The 17,937-nt window shown below is 66.5% G+C and carries 11 protein-coding genes; 6 read left to right on the top strand and 5 right to left on the bottom strand.

Annotated features, from left to right (window positions below; all coding sequences use genetic code 11):
- Nucleotides 1-190 precede the first annotated feature (190 nt).
- The gene (gene rpoD / locus AC3A3G_RS05910; RefSeq protein ID WP_200167047.1) at nt 191-2,113 is read right to left on the bottom strand and encodes an RNA polymerase sigma factor RpoD; all 1,923 of its coding nucleotides are present in this window, start codon (nt 2,111-2,113) and stop codon (nt 191-193) included.
- 75 nt (nt 2,114-2,188) lie between these two features.
- The gene (gene dnaG, locus AC3A3G_RS05905) at nt 2,189-4,069 is read right to left on the bottom strand and encodes a DNA primase (protein ID WP_125900562.1); all 1,881 of its coding nucleotides are present in this window, start codon (nt 4,067-4,069) and stop codon (nt 2,189-2,191) included.
- 173 nt (nt 4,070-4,242) lie between these two features.
- Between dnaG and AC3A3G_RS05900 the strand changes: the two genes are divergently transcribed.
- Together AC3A3G_RS05900 and AC3A3G_RS05895 are read left to right on the top strand one after the other, a co-directional pair.
- On the top strand, nt 4,243-5,454 hold the full coding sequence (locus AC3A3G_RS05900; RefSeq protein WP_487487759.1) for a patatin-like phospholipase family protein: 1,212 nt from the start codon (nt 4,243-4,245) through the stop codon (nt 5,452-5,454).
- Between the two features lie 172 nt (nt 5,455-5,626).
- On the top strand, nt 5,627-5,902 hold the full coding sequence (locus AC3A3G_RS05895) for a hypothetical protein (protein ID WP_368923681.1): 276 nt from the start codon (nt 5,627-5,629) through the stop codon (nt 5,900-5,902).
- A 4-nt stretch (nt 5,903-5,906) separates the two neighbouring features.
- Here AC3A3G_RS05895 and AC3A3G_RS05890 read toward each other — a convergent pair whose 3' ends face one another.
- The 3 genes from AC3A3G_RS05890 to AC3A3G_RS05880 form a co-directional block, all read right to left on the bottom strand.
- The gene (locus AC3A3G_RS05890; RefSeq protein WP_487487758.1) at nt 5,907-6,872 is read right to left on the bottom strand and encodes a hypothetical protein; all 966 of its coding nucleotides are present in this window, start codon (nt 6,870-6,872) and stop codon (nt 5,907-5,909) included.
- On the bottom strand, nt 6,873-8,033 hold the full coding sequence (gene carA, locus AC3A3G_RS05885; protein WP_200167041.1) for a glutamine-hydrolyzing carbamoyl-phosphate synthase small subunit: 1,161 nt from the start codon (nt 8,031-8,033) through the stop codon (nt 6,873-6,875). It lies immediately after the preceding gene.
- An 86-nt stretch (nt 8,034-8,119) separates the two neighbouring features.
- Nucleotides 8,120-9,427, bottom strand: a complete 1,308-nt coding sequence (locus tag AC3A3G_RS05880; protein ID WP_487487757.1) for an amino acid permease — start codon at nt 9,425-9,427, stop codon at nt 8,120-8,122.
- 121 nt (nt 9,428-9,548) lie between these two features.
- On the opposite strand from AC3A3G_RS05880, the gene AC3A3G_RS05875 reads away from it, so the two are divergent.
- The 4 genes from AC3A3G_RS05875 to carB all read left to right on the top strand — a co-directional run bounded on the left by AC3A3G_RS05875 (nt 9,549) and on the right by carB (nt 17,675).
- Nucleotides 9,549-10,247 (top strand): HAD family hydrolase, encoded by a 699-nt coding sequence (locus AC3A3G_RS05875; RefSeq protein ID WP_487487756.1) that lies wholly within the window; start codon nt 9,549-9,551, stop codon nt 10,245-10,247.
- 223 nt (nt 10,248-10,470) lie between these two features.
- Entirely contained in the window at nt 10,471-13,791 is a 3,321-nt protein-coding gene (locus tag AC3A3G_RS05870; RefSeq protein ID WP_487487755.1) for a TonB-dependent receptor domain-containing protein, read from the top strand.
- A 267-nt stretch (nt 13,792-14,058) separates the two neighbouring features.
- A complete protein-coding gene (locus tag AC3A3G_RS05865) occupies nt 14,059-14,364 on the top strand; it encodes a ribonuclease E inhibitor RraB (protein WP_412876221.1) in 306 nt (101 codons plus the stop codon).
- Nucleotides 14,365-14,375: 11 nt separating this feature from the next.
- Nucleotides 14,376-17,675, top strand: a complete 3,300-nt coding sequence (carB, locus tag AC3A3G_RS05860; protein WP_487487754.1) for a carbamoyl-phosphate synthase large subunit — start codon at nt 14,376-14,378, stop codon at nt 17,673-17,675.
- Nucleotides 17,676-17,937: the final 262 nt, after the last annotated feature.

The following is a 17,937-nucleotide window of genomic DNA, read 5'->3' as shown; positions in this document are numbered from 1 at the left end:
TCATCCTCGGGCTTGACCCGAGGATCGAGCGCAAGGCGCGCTCGTTCTCGTTGAGGTCGAGCAGGCGGATAACCCGATCCTCGGGTCAAGCCCGAGGATGACGGCGAGGAACGGGCAATGAAGCGCCACGCCTCGCCAAAAGAAAAAGGGCGGCTCCGTCGGAGCCGCCCTTTGATTTTCATCGTCTCGCTTAGGAGTCCAGGAAGCTCCGCAGCTTCCGCGACCGCGAGGGGTGCTTCAGCTTGCGCAGGGCCTTGGCCTCGATCTGACGGATGCGTTCGCGCGTGACCGAGAACTGCTGGCCGACCTCCTCCAGGGTGTGGTCGGTGTTCATGCCGATGCCGAAGCGCATCCGCAGAACGCGTTCCTCACGCGGGGTCAGCGAGGCCAGCACGCGGGTCGTGGTTTCGCGCAGGTTCGACTGGATCGCCGCGTCGATCGGCAGGATGGCGTTCTTGTCCTCGATGAAGTCGCCCAAGTGGCTGTCTTCCTCGTCGCCGATGGGGGTCTCCAGCGAGATCGGCTCCTTGGCGATCTTCAGCACCTTGCGGACCTTCTCCAGCGGCATGGCCAGACGCTCGGCCAGCTCTTCCGGGGTCGCCTCGCGGCCGATCTCGTGCAGCATCTGGCGCTGGGTGCGGACGATCTTGTTGATCGTCTCGATCATGTGCACCGGAATACGGATGGTGCGCGCCTGGTCGGCGATCGAGCGGGTGATCGCCTGACGGATCCACCAGGTGGCGTAGGTCGAGAACTTGTAGCCGCGGCGGTACTCGAACTTGTCGACCGCCTTCATCAGGCCGATGTTGCCTTCCTGGATCAGGTCCAGGAACTGCAGGCCGCGGTTGGTGTATTTCTTGGCGATGGAGATGACCAGGCGCAGGTTGGCCTCGACCATCTCCTTCTTGGCCTGACGGGCCTCGCGCTCGCCCTTCTGCACCATCTGCACGATGCGGCGATAGTCGTCGATCGGCACGCCGGCCTCGGTGGCGACGCTGGCGATATGGGTGCGGATGGCGTCGATCTGAGCGGCTTCGTTCTCGCTGAACTTGGTCCAGCGGACGCCCATCTCCTTGATGCGCTCAGCCCAGTTCGGATCCATTTCCGAACCGAAATAGGCCTTGAGGAACTCGGGCCGCGAAATGCCGTAGCCGTCGGCCAGACGCAGCAGGCGGCCTTCCTGGCCGATCAGGCGCTTGTTGATGGCGTACAGCTGCTCGACCAGCGCCTCGATGCGGGCGTTGTTCAGCTTCATCGTCTTCAGGCGGTCCGAGATGGACGCCGTCAGGGATTCATAGATCTTCTGGTCCTTGGCGGTCAGGACTTCGCCCTTCAGGCGCGCCTCGACCAGCTTGTCCTGCAGCTTGCGGAACTCGCCGAAATCGACGGCGATGGCGTCCAGCACCTCCATGACGCCGTCGCGCAGCTCGGCCTCCAGGGCCGAGATCGACATGGCGCCGCCGTCGTCGAAGTCCTCGTCGTCATCCTCTTCGCCGTCGCCGTCCGGCTCGCCGGTCGGCTGGGCCGGGGCGGGCTGGTTGTGCGGCAGGGACGAGGGATTCAGGATGCCGTAGGTGGCGTCCAGGTCGATCACTTCACGCAGCAGGATGCGGTTGTTGGCCAGTTCCTCGCGCCAGACCATAATGGCCTCAAAGGTCAGGGCGCTTTCGCAGAGCCCCGAGATCATGGCGTCGCGGCCGGCCTCGATGCGCTTGGCGATGGCGATCTCGCCCTCGCGGCTCAGCAGCTCGACCGAGCCCATCTCGCGCAGATACATCCGCACCGGATCGTCCGTGCGGTCATAGGCCGCCTTGGCCGGGGCTTCGGCGACCGAGGTCTCGGCGGCGGCGGCCACGTCGGTGCCGGTCGCCTCGGCGGCGTCCTCTTCGGCTTCGACGACGTTGACGCCCATCTCCGACAGCATGGCCAGGATGTCTTCGATCTGGTCCGGCGTGACTTCTTCGGACGGCAGAACCTTGTTCAGCTCCTCCATCGTCACATAGCCGCGCGTCTTCGCCTGGCGGATGAATTTCTTCACCCCGGCGTCGGTGAGATCGAGCAGGGGCCCGTCGGCGTTGGTTTCGGCGTCCTGCGTCTCGGTCTGCGCGCTCATTCAGTCTGTCTCCACGGCCGGCCGGGGGTGATCAGTCCCCTGCGGCGAAAATACAACGCCCGACGACTTCGTTGGTTACGAAGAAGCCGAGTCTTCCCAAATCGTTCCGGTCTTGATGGCTCGCCGCAGGGCATCGCGCTCAGCCTTCACCAGAGCGAAAGCCGAGTTATCGAAGGCCCGATGAGCCTCCGACTTCGCTGAAGCCAGCGCCTCGTCCAACGCCGCTGCGCGGGTCAGAGCGTCGAACGCTTGCGACCACCGGATCCTCGCCTCGCCGAGGGGCTTGTCTGCAGCCAGGAATGGCGCGCCGGACTTCGCCGCCGCCTTCTCGACCTCGTGCATCAAGGCATCATGACCCGATTGGGCCAGATGGCGGCGCAGGGCGGCGGAGTCAAGGGTCCGACCCGAGAAACGCAATCGAACCAGTTCCTGGGCCAGCCCGTCCAGGGCCGGATCGCCGAAGCCGTAGCGCGCCACCGCCTCCATGTGATCGTCCAGCCGCTCCGGGTCGTCGATGGCGCCGTGGGCCAGGGCGGCGGCGATCGGCTCGACCGAGCGGAACAGCGCCTGCATGGCCTGCGCCCCCTCCACCGTCTGCCCCTGCAAGGGCGGCGGACCGCGCCAGCGCCCGCCCGGCCCCGGCCGTCCGCCCGACTGCGGCGGCCGCTGCTGTTGCTGACGCGGGAACAGGGCGTCGAAGCGGTCGAACAGGTCGCGCCTGTATTGCTCGGCCAGATCCTTGTCCTGCACGGCGTTGGCCGCCTGACGCAGACGCCCCTTCAGCCCCGCCTTGCGCTCGGGCGTGTCGAGCGGTTCGGCCTCGACCTCGCGGCGGAACAGCACCTCGGCGAAGGGCCGGGTCGTCGCCATCGCCTGACGCAGGGCGGGCGCCCCGCGATCGCGCAGAATGTCGTCCGGATCCTGCCCGCCCTCCAGCAGGGCGAAGCGGAACGACTTGCCCGGCTTCAGCAGCGGCAGCGCCCGCTCGATCGATCGATAGGCGGCCCGCAGGCCCGCCGCGTCGCCGTCGAAACTCAGCACCGGCTCGGCTGACACGCGCCACAGACGCTCCATCTGCTCCTCGGTCAGGGCCGTGCCCATCGGCGCGACCGCAGGCAGGCCCGCCCGGTGGCAGGCGATGACATCCATATAGCCTTCGACGACGATGATGCCCTGCTCGCCCCGGCTCTCGGCGCCCATGATCCGCCGCGCTTCCGGCAGGCCGTACAGGGTCGCCCCCTTGTGAAACAGCGAGGTCTCCGGCCCGTTCAGATACTTCGCCCGGTCGTCCGGGTTCATCGCCCGGCCGCCGAAGCTGACGATGCGCCCGCGCGCGTCCAGGATCGGGAACATCAGCCGGTCACGGAAGCGGTCATAGGGCTGACCCCCGCCTTCCGGCGCGATCAGCATCCCCGCCTCGACCAGATCGCCCGGCCGCGCCCCGCGCTGGACCAGCGCCTGCTTCAGACCCTCGCGGTCGTTGGGCGCATAACCCAGGCCGAAGCGCTCCCACTGGTCCTCGGGCAGGCCGCGCTTTTCCAGATACTCGCGCGCCGCCTTGCCGACGCTGCGGCGCAGATTGGCGGCGAACCACTTCTGGGACAGGTCCATCCAGTCGGCCAGGCCCTGACGCTTCTGCTCGCGCTCGGCGGCCTGGGGGTCTTCGGCGGGCAACTGCATGCCCGCCTCGCCCGCCAGGCGGCTGACCGCCTCGACGAAGCTGAGCCGCTCCGTCTCCTGCAGGAAGCTGATGACGTCGCCGTGCTTGCCCGAGCTGAAGTCGTGGAAGAAGCCCTTGTCGTCATTGACGAAGAAGCTGGGCGACTTCTCCTTCGAGAAGGGGCTCAGGCCGACGAACTCGCGTCCCTGACGCTTGAGCTTCACCGTCCGCCCGATGATGTCGGACGGCCGAAGGCGGGCCTTCAACTCCTCGATGAACCGTTCGTCAAATCGCACGCCTGACCTATGCCGTCCGATGGCGGGCAAAGGCCAGCCCTCGCCCGCTCGCCGCGACGACGGCCCCCGACCAAAACACCGCCTGGGGATAAGTCCGTGGACAACCGCCTGACTTCCTTCTGTCGCACGACTGCGCTTTAAGTCGTTCCAGCCCTGCCGGAGCCCTTGCGATCATGCGCCGATTTCGTCTGCTTGTTCTGTTGCTGCTGCCCGCCGTCTTCCTGACCCTCGGCGCCTGCCAGACCATTCCGCGCCCGGCCTTCGACGCCGCCGATCTGGCCGCCGCCAGCCCGCCCTGGCGCTACGACTTCCTGACCCCCGAGGCCCGCGACCGCTTCGTGCGCGAGACGGTCAACACCCAGAACGCCACCCGCGATGGAACCTTCGACATCCTGGCCCTGTCCGGCGGCGGGGCCAACGGCGCCTATGGCGCGGGCGTCATGGTCGGCTGGAGCCAGGCCGGAAACCGGCCCCAGTTCGAGGTGGTGACGGGCGTTTCGACCGGCGCCCTGATCGCCCCCTTCGTCTTCGCAGGCCCGCGCTTCGATCCGGCGCTGGAGCACGCCTACACCAGCGGCCAGACCGATGACCTGCTGAAGTCGCGCGGCGTGCTGGCCCTGATGCTGCCCGGCGTCTTCAAGCCCGAGCCCCTGACCAATCTGGTGCTGAACAACATCTCGCCCGAGCTGCTGGCGGCCATCGCCGAGGAGCACCGCAAGGGCCGCCGCCTCTATGTCTCGACCACCAGCCTGGACACCCAGACCCAGGTCGTCTGGGACATGGGCGCCATCGCCCAGCGCACCGACCCGGCCTCGCGCCTGCTGTTCGTCAATGTGCTGATCGCCTCGGCCAGCATCCCCGGCGCCTTCCCGCCCGTCCTGCTGGACGTCGAGCATCAGGGCCGCCGCATTCAGGAACTGCACGTCGACGGCGGCACGGTCTCCAGCTTCCTGGTCGTGCCCCAGGCCCTGCTGCTGGAGACGCCCGACGCCCGCCCCCTGGGCGACGCCCGCATCTGGGTCGTGGTCAACGGCAAGTGGGATCCGCGTTTCGAGGTCTCGCGCATCTCGGCCATCAGCATCGCCGCCCGCAGCTTCGACACCATGATGAAGGCCCTGCAGCGCTCCGACCTGACCGCCGTCACCCAGTTCGCCCGTCGCTATGGCCTGACCCTGTCGGTGGCGGCCATCCCCGACCACGTCGAGGCCAACACCCTGGACTTCACCCAGGCCCACATGACCACCCTGTTCCAGGCGGGCGAGAACGAGGCCCAGGCCGGTCGCGCTTTCGAGCGGCGCGTTGATCCGTCGGAACCACGTCAATCCCGCCGCCGCCACAGGGAACAAGCGCCGCCAGCGGTCGTGATCGCCCCACCTGTCGGTTAGGAATTGGTTAACCATATTGTCCGCAATGCGGCCGCAACCATCTGATTACGAACAATATTTTTCGTATAACGGCGGAACTGTCCACAGAGCCTGTGGATTCTTCCTGCGCCCCTGAGAAGCAGGGGCTGTTCCAGACGGAGCCGCCGCAGACCGCGAACGACGCCGTTGTCAGATGGGTTTTCTCATGTTCATCGCCATCGCCCGCCCGGCGGTGGAGCCCCAAGGCCCCGACGCCGTCGCCGTCCCCGGCTCTCCCGCTGTTCCCCTGCTCAAGCCTCGCGCCCTGCATGCCCGCCTACTGGCCAACGCCGCCCTGCGACGTCAACGCGGCTGGCTGCGTCGGCAGGAGGATCGCAGCGAGGACGCCGACTACTGGCTGCACGCCGCCGTCATCGCCATCGGCAAGGCGGCCGCCTTGCGTCGCGCCGAACCTGCGTCCCTGCCCTAGAAGCTCAACGCAGTTCGGGCAGGCGCCGCGCCAGGGATTCCTTCAGCTTGCGACCGCGCTCGGACAGGCTCTTGCCCCGGCGCCGTTCGCGCACCTCAAAGCCCTGGCCCCAGCGTTCGTGCATGGCGGCCATCAGGATCGGGTGGCGGTCGTACTGGTGCACGATCGCGCTGGTCCCGCCGTCCGGGTTCACGATCCGACCGTCCGCCAGGGACAGGTCCGCGCTCGACGTCAGGCCGATCGTGGCGATTCGACCGTAGTTGGCCGCCGCCTCGCCCTCGACCAGTCCCAGATGCAGGGCGATGTTGCAGGCCGCCTGATCGGCCCCGAAGGCGCCGCCGATCTCGGATCGAGGAATGGCCGCCAGCATCAACAGTGTGCGGCAGAAGCGGATCATGCACTCGCGCGGCCCCATGACGGTGCCGACGCAGACGCACGGCTTGTCCGCCAGGGCGCGCGCCACGTCCTCGCCGCCGACGCCGCGCAGGTATTTCATGTTGAAGGCGTGCCCCTTCAGGCCCCCGTCGTACTCGACGAAGAATTCCGGCCTGGCGGGCGGCGGATCAAACGGCGGCGCCTGGAAGACCACATCGCGCACATCGGTCAGCAGGACGCTGCGCGCCCAGGGCCGTTCGCTCATCAGCATGTCGAAGGCGGCGAACCGCTGCATCACCGGATGCGGGCGCCAGGCGCTGTTGCACAGGCACGCGGGCGGTACGGACTCAACGTCATGCTCAGCCAGGAAGGCCAGCAGCTCAGGCTCCTGATCCGTCACCAGCACCACCGGGCCGGCGTAGACCGCGCGCAATGAGCGCACGAAGACCGCCACGTCGGCGGCCTCATACCCTGTGGCGTAGCCCAGGATCAGATCATGCTCGGCCGCCGCAGCAGCGAGAGAGGCCCCCCTCTCCCCTGCGATCGCAGCAGAAACCCAACCGAGATAAGCGGACTTCGCTGCGGGAGCCCCCATTTACGCCCTCATGGAATCCACGAAACGCTTGAACAGATAGAGGCTGTCGGTCGGACCCGACGAGGCCTCCGGGTGATGCTGTACGCTGAACACGGGTTTATCCTTCAGCGCAATCCCGCAATTCGTATCATCGAAAAGCGACACATGGGTTTCAACCACGGCCTCGGGCAGGCTGTCGCGGTCGACCGAGAACTCGTGGTTCATCGACACGATCTCGACCTTGCCCGTGGTCAGATCCTTGACCGGGTGGTTGGCGCCGTGGTGGCCCTGCTCCATCTTCAGCGTCTTGGCGCCCAGGGCGATGGCCAGCATCTGGTGGCCCAGGCAGATGCCCATCAGCGGCTTGCCGCTGTCCAGCAGCTTCCTGATCTCGGGCACGGCGTACTCGCCGGTCGCGGCCGGATCGCCCGGACCGTTCGACAGAACCACGCCATCGGGGTTGCGGGCCAGGATGTCCTCGGCCGTGGTCGAGGCGGGGACCACGGTGATCTTCACCCCGGTCGAGGCCAGGGCGCGCAGGATGTTGCGCTTCACGCCGTAGTCGACGACCACCACCGACTTGTCGCCGGCCTGGGGCTGGGCGTAGCCGGTCGGCCATTCCCAGGCGCCCTCGGTCCATTCGAAGGCCTGAGTGGTCGAAGCGTCCTTGGCCAGGTCCAGACCGACCAGGCCCTTCCAGTCGCGCGCCTGGGCCGTCAGGGCCTCCAGGTCGAACTTGCCTTCGGGATCATGGGCGATGACGGCGTGCGGGGCGCCCTTCTCGCGGATCAGCTGGGTCAGGGCGCGGGTGTCGACGCCCGCCAGGCCGATGACGCCGCGCGACTTCATCCAGGCGTCCAGCCCGCCCGTGGCGCGCCAGTTGGCCGGATCAGTCGGCACGTCGCGCAGGATGACGCCGCGCGCCGCGCGCTCGGGCGCCTCGCCGACCTGCTCGACGTCTTCCAGGTTCACGCCGACATTGCCGATGTGCGGGAAGGTGAAGGCCAGGATCTGGCTCATGTACGAAGGGTCGGTCAGGATTTCCTGATAGCCCGTCATCGAGGTGTTGAAGACCACCTCGCCGAGGGCCGAGCCGGTCGCCCCGACGCCGATCCCCGACAGGACCGTTCCATCTGCGAGCACGAGGACGCCGGTGGCGCCGGACAGGATTTGAGTCGTCATGGCGCAGGGCTCCTAGCAGTGAATACGGGCGGACAAACGGCGGCGTCGCTAAAGAGATGAAGAGGCCGTGTCAACACGGCCTCTGATTATGCCGCCTGGAAGCGTCCCTGTCGCTTGCGAACCCACAGCCAGGCCAGGCTGGTCACGGCGAAGAAGCCGACGCTGGGCCAGATGTAGCCGCCCGCCGCCGCCGCGACCGCAAAGGCCGAGAACACCGCCCCGCCGACGGCCAGCAGACGCCAGCCCGGCTTGGTCGTCAGCTTCCACAGCGTCACCGAGCACAGGGCGTAGAGGCACAGCGTCAGCACCGAGGTCACGCCGATCAGTACGCCGAACTGCTGGCCCAGCGTCGGCTGGGCGCTGGCGATCACCATGGCGCTCATGATGACGCCGTTGATCAGGGGGTTGGACAAGGGGGTCTTGCCCTTCTGCGCTCCGCCGAACCAGCGCGGCAGCCAGCCCGCCTCGGCCGAGGCGCGCGCCGTCTCGCCGCCCATCATGGTCCAGCCCGCAATGGTGCCGGTCGCCTTGATGACGGCGCAGGCCGCAACCAGCCCGGCCACCGAGGCCCCCATGACCCGCGCCACCAGATCGGCGTAAGGGCTGGTCGAATGGGCCAAGACATCGGCAGGGATGACGCCGAACACCGCCACGCTGGCCGCCACATAGACGACGAAGGCCAACAGCACCCCGCCCAGCGAGGCGCGGCCCACGTCGGTCGCCGGATTCTTCACCTGGCTGGACAGGGCCGCCGCGCTCTCGACGCCCAGGAAGGCCCAGAAGATCACGGCCAGCGAGGCCGGAACCGTCTTCATAAGCGGCTCGCCCGCCGGGCTCCACGAGGCGACGAAGGTGTCGCCGCTGAAGGCGATGACGCCGGCGATGATGGCCAGGCCGATCGGGATCAGCCCCAGCACCAGGGTGATCGCCCCGAACCGCGCCGCCGTCTTCGACCCCGCCGCATAGGCCGCCGTCGTCAGCCAGATCAGCGCCAGATTGCTGACCGCGCCCCACATCGGCTCCTTCAGCGCCGGAAAGAAGAAGGCCAGATAGCCGGTTCCCGCCACCGCCACGGCGACGTTGCCGGTCAGGCAGGCGGCCCAATAGGCCAGCCCCGTCTGATAGCCCAGGAACCGCCCCAGACCGCGCCGGGCGAAGTCCGACAGGCCGTCGGCCTCCGGCTGCATCCGCCCCAGACCGCCGAACACCAGCGCCAGCGTCACCGCGCCGATCCCGCAGACGATCCAGCCGATGATGCTGCTGCTGCCGGTCGGCGCCAGGGTGGCGGGCAACAGATAGACGCCCGATCCGATCATGTTCCCCGCCACCACCAGGGCGGCCAGGCCCCAGCCGATGCGGTGCGAGGGTTCAGGCAGGATGTCGACTTGGCTCATGCTCGCCGCATAGACCGAAATGTCGCAGCCGTCGCCATGAAGATTTTCCCGCCTTCCCTTCAGGATGAGCGGGACAGGGAACCATGCTAATGCCCCGGCCAGAAGTTCTGGAGCCTCCCCCATGCCCGTCACCACGGTCGGCCTCGATGCCGACGACACCCTCTGGCACAATGAGACCATCTTCCGCCTGAGCCAGAAGCGGTTCGCCGAACTTCTGGCCGACCACGCCGAAGAGCCGGTGATGATGGACCGCCTGGCCCAGGTCGAGCGCCGCAACCTGCGGCTCTACGGCTACGGCGTGAAGGGCTTCACTCTGTCGATGCTGGAGACGGCGATGGAGCTGTGCGACGGCTCCGCCCCGCCCCACATCGTGCGCGAGATCCTGGCCGCCGGCCGCGAGATGCTGGTCCACCCGGTCGAGACCCTGCCCGGCGTCGCGGAAGCCGTCGCCGATCTATCGACGAGATACCGCCTCATTCTGATCACGAAGGGCGATCTGATGGATCAGGAACGCAAGCTCGCCGCCTCCAGACTCGGCGACTACTTCTCTGGCGTCGAGATTGTGTCCGAAAAGGATCGTTTGACCTATGAATCGATTTTTTCGCGCCATGGCGTTGCACCAGACGACGCAGCTATGGTGGGAAATTCCATGAAGTCGGATGTTCTCCCGGCAATCGCTGCGGGCGCCTGGGGAATCCATATTCCGTACCATATTACCTGGGCCCATGAGCTCGCCGACGCGCCCGAAGGCCACCCTCGCTACGTCAGCCTGAGCCGTTTCGACGAGGTTCCGGACTGGCTGCGCACGCTCAACCAGTAACACGATTTCTTCGCCCAATTTCGAACGCAAATTGCCCCAATTGGCGCAATAACGAGACACAATTCCGTCTTTATTGGACAAAATTCGTCCCAAATTTGCAACACGGCAACATTACCGTCGCACTTGCTCCACATCGCGCATGATCCAACTTGACCCGACACGGATGAGGCAATCCTGTGGCGGATCATGGTTCATACCGTGTCGTTATGTGAGGCTTAACTGTATGCGATTCACCCGCTCCCGCCTTCTGGGCAGCACTGTCCTGATCAGCGCCCTCGTCGCCGCCGGCGCCGTTTCCGCCCAGGTCGTCGAACAACCCACCTCAGACGCCCAAGCCACCGAAGTCGGTGAAATTGTCGTCACTGGTTCGCGTATCCGTCGTAGCGCCGCCAATGCGCCGACGCCGCTGATCCAGGTCACGCAGGAGGAAATCCTGTCGACGGGCCAGACCAGCCTGATCGATTACCTGTCCACCATCCCGGCCCTGCAGAACTCGACGGTGCCGTCCGACACCACGGGCTCCAGCCTGAACGCCGGCGGCCTGTCGCTGGCCAACCTGCGTTCGCTCGGCTCCAACCGCACCCTGACCCTGGTCGATGGACGCCGTCACGTCGGCTCATCGGGCGGCGACCTGTCGGTTGACGTCGACACCATCCCGCGCCTGCTGATCCAGAACGTCGAAATCATCACCGGCGGCGCCTCGTCGGTTTACGGCGCAGACGCCGTCTCGGGCGTGCTGAACTTCATCCTCAAGAAGGATTTCGAAGGCCTGGAGATCGACGCCAACTACGGTCAGATCAACGACAACGGCGAAGCCACCCGCCGCATCTCGGGTCTGATCGGCAAGAACTTCATGGACGATCGCCTGAACGTCTATGCTCACGCCGAGTACGAGAAGATCGACAACGTCGATTCGATGGACATCGACTGGATCCGTCGCGGCCCGATCCGTCTGGCCATCGACGCCGACCCGACCAACCGTCCGTACGACGGCCTGCTGGACGCCGGCGTCTTCTACGGCGTTAACCGCCTGGACATCGTGCCGTGGGGCCAGACCACCCTGGCCAACCTGCAGCGTCCCAGCGACCTGACCAACCCGAACGTGCCTTACGAGAACTGCCTCCCCGGCGGCAACTTCTCCTACGCCGCCAACTGCTTCGGCATCATGCCGGGCAAGACCTTCTGGTATGAAAACGGCGGCGCCCGCCCGGCCAACTTCGGCCAACGCGTCGGCAACGTCGGCATCAACCGCCCGTACAACATCGGCGGCGACGGCATGCCGCTGGGCGAAGTCGCAGGCTTCAGCCGCGTTCCGGCTTCGGAGTCGCAGCGTTATCAGGTCGGGACCAACTTCAAGATCACCGACTCGATCAACTTCCACGCGTCGGCCAAGTACGTCACCGAAGAAACCTTCATGCGCGGCCAGCGGACGTTCTTCGACGTCGATCTGGACAACGACTCCTACGACGCTGGTCAAACCAACTCCATCTGGGGTTCGTCCGCTTTCGACCTGCGCTGGGATGACAACGCCTTCCTGCCGCAGACGGTGAAGGACGCCATCGCCAACAACCGCATCGACATCTATGCGCCGCCGACCGCCGCGAACGCCGGCGAACTGATCGGCACCGAAAGCCTGCCGATCGCGCGTCACACCTTCTTCGGTCCGCAACGCACGCAAGCCAACACCCGCGACATCCAACGCTATGTCGTCGGCTTCGACGGCAACCACGGCCCCGTGGGCTTCGCCAAGTCGCTGTCCTGGGATCTGGGCTACACCTACGGCAAGGCCGAGATCGAGAACATCGAACGCGCCGTCGACAGCCAGCGCATGGCCCTGGCCGCTGACGCCGTTGTCGATACGGCCGGCATCATGGGCACCCCGGGCGCCATCGTCTGCCGTTCGTCGTTGATGAACGCTCGCGGCGACGCCGTCATCGCCGACCGTCACCGTGGCGGCGACCTGCGCGACACCGAGTACGGCCGCAACGCCATCGCTCAGTGCACGCCGCTGAACATCTTCGGCGCGGGCAACCAGTCGGCTGAAGCTCTGGAATACGTCGACGCCTTCGTTCGCGTCGAGGAGATGAACGAACAGCACCAGGCCATCGGCTCGATCTCGACCGAACTGTGGGACTTCTGGGGCGCGGGCAACCTCGGCTTCGCCTTCGGCGGCGAATGGCGCAAGGAAAGCACTTCGGCCGTTGGCCGCAGCACCACCGCCGGCGACCGTCTGCTGTTCCTGAACGGCGGCGCGGACTTCCCGGAAGTCAGCTACGAGTCCAAGGAACTGTTCACCGAAGTCTCGGTGCCGCTGTTCCGCGACTCCAAGCTGGGCGAGTACGCCGAACTCAGCGGCTCGTACCGCTGGGCCGACTATTCGACCGTCGGCAACGTCGATGTCTATGGCGTGAACCTGGTCTACCGTCCGATCCGCGACATCACCTTCAAGACCAGCTTCAACTCCTCGGTTCGCGTGCCGAACCTGGGTGAGAACTTCTCGCCGTACGGCGAAACGTTCGCCAACAACTTTGTCGACCCCTGCGCCACCGCCACGATCGCTGGTCTTGACGACCAGGAGACCAAGGCCAACCGCGTGAAGAACTGCACGACCCTGGCCGCTCAACAAGGCCTGTCGTTCGACTTCGCCGGCGCCACGGCCACCAACACCGACGACTTCCGTCCGAACTACACTTCGGGCCTGACGGGCGTCTCGGGCGGCAACCCGGACCTGCAACCGGAAGAGTCGGAATCGTTCACCTTCTCGACCGTCTTCCAGCCCCGCTTCGCGCCGGGCCTGACCGTGTCGCTGGACTACTATGAGATCAGCATCGACAAGGTCATCGCCTCGGTGTCGGCCGCCGGCATCGCCGCCAACTGCGTCAGCGGCGCCGAACTCAACATGGACGCCTGTAACTCGGTCTTCCGCAACAACCCGAACATTCCGTTCGGCGTCGGCGCGCCGAACGGCGATCCGATCGGCGGCTTCATCGAGCGTTCGTTCAACTACGCCGCTCTGGAAACCCGTGGTCTCGACTTCGGCGCCAACTATTCGTGGGACACCGCGGATTGGGGCAAGAACTGGGGCGCCTTCGACTGGCGTCTGAACGGTTCGTGGCTGATCGAGCAGAAGCAGTTCCTGAACGAGTCCGATCCGTCGGATTATGATGAACTGGCCGGCAGCATCACCCTGAGCGGCACCAACGCCTATCCGCGTGTCCGCCTGGCGTCGTCGCTGTCCTGGCGTCCGAACGACATCTGGAATGTCAACTGGACGGCCGACTGGCAGTCGAGCGCGAACATCGTTCGCGCCCGCAACTTCATCAACAACGCCGACTCTCGTCTGGGTGACCAGATGGAAACCGGCGCCTTCACGCGCCACGACATCACGGTTCGCTACAATGTCCGTGACGACCTGACGTTGCGCGCCGGCGTGGTGAACCTGTTTGACGCGGAACAGCGCGACATCCTGGGCACCACCATCTACTCGAACTACGACCCCTACGGCCGTCGCTTCTTCGTCGGCCTGAACTTCCGTCCCTTCTAAGAACGGACAAGGTTCGAAAATCTGCGGGGCGGTCCTTACGGGCCGCCCCGTTTTTCTTGCGCGAAGGGGCAAGCCCCCCTCTTCGCGCAAGCTCGCCAGGTTCGGGATCCGTCTATCGCGCGCATGCTGACAATAGGGTCTTGCCCCCCGGCCCCTCCCTCTCTAAACGGGCCGCTTAACCGACAACCCGAACGGATCGGCCGCGAGCGCGCTCGCGCCCGTCCGTCTGCGCGCGTGGAGACCGCCGCCCTGACCTGCCAAGAAGAAATGGCCAGCCACGAAGAAAAGGACGCCATGGTGCGCGCCGCGCTCGCAGAGCAGGGCGACAGCGGGATCACCCCGCGCCATACGCTGTTCTACTTCTACGGCGAGGAAGAGGCGCACGGCGACCTGTGCGAGGTGGCCCGCCGTGCGGGCTTCCTGACGCGGGGCCAGGGCGACATGACCGTCCTGGAGACCACCATGCCGGTCGACGAGGCGTCGTTTTCGCCTGTGTCGGCCATGATGCAAACCTGGGCCGCGGCCTTCCAGCTCGACTACGACGGCTGGGAGTGCGCGGTCGTGACGAACTGAGACGAACGCCGATGCCCAAGCGCACAGACATCCAGTCCATCCTGATCATCGGCGCCGGTCCGATCGTCATCGGCCAGGCGTGCGAGTTCGACTATTCCGGCGTTCAGGCCTGTAAGGCGCTGAAGGCCGAGGGCTACCGGGTCATCCTGGTCAACTCGAACCCCGCCACCATCATGACGGACCCCGAGGTGGCCGACGCCACCTATATCGAGCCGATCACCCCCGAGATGGTCGAGAAGATCATCGCCAAGGAGAAGCCGGACGCCCTGCTGCCCACCATGGGCGGCCAGACGGCGCTGAACACCGCCCTGGCGCTGAACGCCTCGGGCGCTCTGGCCCGTCACGGGGTCGAGATGATCGGCGCCAAGGCCGAGGTCATCGACAAGGCCGAGGACCGTCAGAAGTTCCGCGACGCGATGGACAAGCTGGGTCTGGAATCGCCCCGCTCGCGCGCCATCCACCACATTGAAGAAGCCGACGACGCCCTGGCCTTCGTCGGCCTGCCGGCCATCATCCGCCCGTCCTTCACCCTCGCGGGCACCGGCGGCGGCATCGCCTACAATGTCGAGGAATTCCACGAGATCGTGGAGCGGGGCCTCGACCTGTCGCCGACCACCGAAGTCCTGATCGAAGAGTCGGTGCTGGGCTGGAAGGAATATGAGATGGAGGTCGTCCGCGATCATGCGGACAACTGCATCATCATCTGCTCGATCGAGAACATCGACCCGATGGGCGTCCACACCGGCGACAGCATCACCGTCGCCCCGGCCATGACGCTGACGGACAAGGAATATCAGATGATGCGCGCGGCCTCGATCGCCGTGCTGCGCGAGATCGGGGTGGAGACGGGCGGCTCGAACGTCCAGTTCGCGGTCAACCCCAAGGACGGCCGTCTGGTCGTCATCGAGATGAACCCGCGCGTGTCGCGCTCCTCGGCGCTGGCGTCCAAGGCCACCGGCTTCCCGATCGCCAAGATCGCCGCCAAGCTGGCCGTCGGCTATACGCTGGACGAGCTGAAGAACGACATCACCATGGTGACCCCGGCCAGCTTCGAGCCGGCCATCGACTATGTCGTCACCAAGATCCCGCGCTTCGCCTTCGAGAAATATCCGGGCTCCGAACCGTCGCTGACCACGGCGATGAAGTCGGTCGGCGAGGTCATGGCCATCGGCCGCACCTTCCAGGAATCCATGCAGAAGGCCCTGCGCGGGCTGGAGACGGGTCTGAACGGCTTCGACGACATCGAAATCGACGGCGTGGCCGGAGCCGAGGACGACGCCGCGATCAAGGCCGCCGTCATCCGCGCCCTGGGCCTGCCGACGCCGGACCGCATCCGCGTCATCGCCCAGGCCTTCCGCCACGGCCTGACGGTCGAGGAAGTGCAGGCCGCCTGCGCCTATGAGCCGTGGTTCCTGCGCCAGATCGCCGACCTGATCCGCACCGAAGGCCACGTCCGCGTTCAGGGCCTGCCCACGGACGCCACCGACTTCCGCAAGCTGAAGGCCAAGGGCTTCTCCGACGCCCGTCTGGGCGCCCTGACCAGCAAGACCGAGGGCGAGGTCCGCAAGGCCCGCCGCGCGCTGGACGTGCGCCCGGTGTTCAAACGCATCGACACCTGCGCCGCCGAGTTCGCCTCGGCCACCGCCTATATGTATTCGACCTATGAGACCGGCGCCCTGGGTCAGATCCCGGCCTGCGAGGCCGAGGTGTCGGATCGCAAGAAGGCCGTCATTCTCGGCGGCGGTCCGAACCGCATCGGTCAGGGCATCGAGTTCGACTACTGCTGCTGTCACGCGGCCTTCGCCTTCGACGACATCGGCGTCGAGAGCATCATGGTCAACTGCAACCCCGAGACGGTCTCGACCGACTACGACACCTCCGACCGCCTGTATTTCGAGCCGCTGACGGCCGAAGACGTGCTGGAGCTGATCGACGTCGAACGCTCCAAGGGCGAGCTGCTGGGCGTCGTCGTCCAGTTCGGCGGCCAGACCCCGCTGAAGCTGGCCCATGCGCTGCAGGAAGACGGCGTGCCGATCCTGGGCACCAGCGTCGACAGCATCGACCTGGCCGAGGACCGCGAGCGCTTCCAGCAGATGCTTCAGGCCATCGGCCTGCAACAGCCGCCCAACGCCCTGGCCCGCTCGGCCGAGGAAGCCGCCGTCAAGGCCGAGGAAGTCGGCTATCCGGTCGTCCTGCGCCCGTCCTACGTCCTGGGCGGCCGCGGCATGATGATCGTCCACGACCGCGAGGGTCTGGACCGCTACGTCGGCGAGGCCATGCGCGTCTCGGGCGACGACCCCGTCCTGATCGACCACTATCTGAACCGCGCCACCGAGGTGGACGTGGACGCCCTGTGCGACGACGAGACCGTCTTCGTCGCCGGGGTTCTGGAGCATATCGAGGAAGCCGGCGTCCACTCGGGCGACAGCGCCTGTTCCATGCCGCCTTTCTCCCTGCGCCCCGAAACCGTGGCCGAGCTGAAGCGTCAGACCACCGCCATGGCCAAGGCCCTGAAGGTGCGCGGCCTGATGAACGTGCAGTTCGCTATCGAGGAGCCGCACGGCGCTTCGCCTAGAATCTTCGTCCTCGAAGTGAACCCGCGCGCCAGCCGCACGGCGCCCTTCGTCGCCAAGACCATCGGCCAGCCGGTCGCCGCCATCGCCGCCAAGGTCATGGCCGGGGTTCCGCTGTCGTCCTTCGGTCTGGTCGACAAGGAACTGGACCACATCGCGGTCAAGGAAGCCGTCTTCCCCTTCGCCCGCTTCGCCGGAGTCGACACCATCCTGGGCCCGGAAATGCGCTCGACCGGCGAGGTCATGGGCCTGGACTGGAAGCGTGAGGGCGAGGCCGATCTGGCCCCCGCCTTCGCCCGCGCCTTCGCCAAGTCCCAGACCGGCGGCGGCACCATCCTGCCGACCGAGGGCACGGCCTTCGTCTCGGTGCGCGACGCCGACAAGCCCTTCATCGTCGAGGCGGTGAAGACCCTGCTGGCGCAGGGCTTCTCGGTCATCGCCACCGGCGGCACCCACACCTATCTGACAGAACAGGGCCTTGAGGTCGGTCTGGTCAAGAAGGTGCTGGAAGGCCGTCCCAACATCGTCGACGCCATGAAGAACGGCGAGGTCCAGCTGGTCTTCAACACCACGGACGGCAAGCAGGCCCTGGCCGACAGCTTCTCGATCCGCCGCACGGCGCTGATGATGAAGATCCCCTATTACACCACGGCGTCCGGCTCCCTGGCCGCCGCGCAAGGCATCGCCGCCGTCCGCCACGGCGAAATGGATGTGCGCCCGATCCAGAGCTACAACTGAGATCAGGCCCCGTGCTGAACAACGGCCCCCGGCGAGCAATCGCCGGGGGCTTTTTCGTGGCCCCGCCTAGGCGCCGCCATCCCCATATAGTCGCCGTCATCCTCGGGCTTGACCCGAGGATGACGGCAGAGAGTGTGCATGCGCGTCATAACGCCCGAGCCCGCCGTGACCCTAGGCGTCGAAGGCCCGGTCCGGGCCGCGGAAGCCCTGATGCCCAAACGCCAGGCAAGGGCGCTGAACCCGGCGGCGTCCCGGCCGTTCC

The organism is Brevundimonas sp. Soil_N_31, assembly GCF_057655995.1.
Note: the sequence above shows the minus strand (reverse complement) of the source record. Positions and strands in the feature narration are given on the sequence as shown.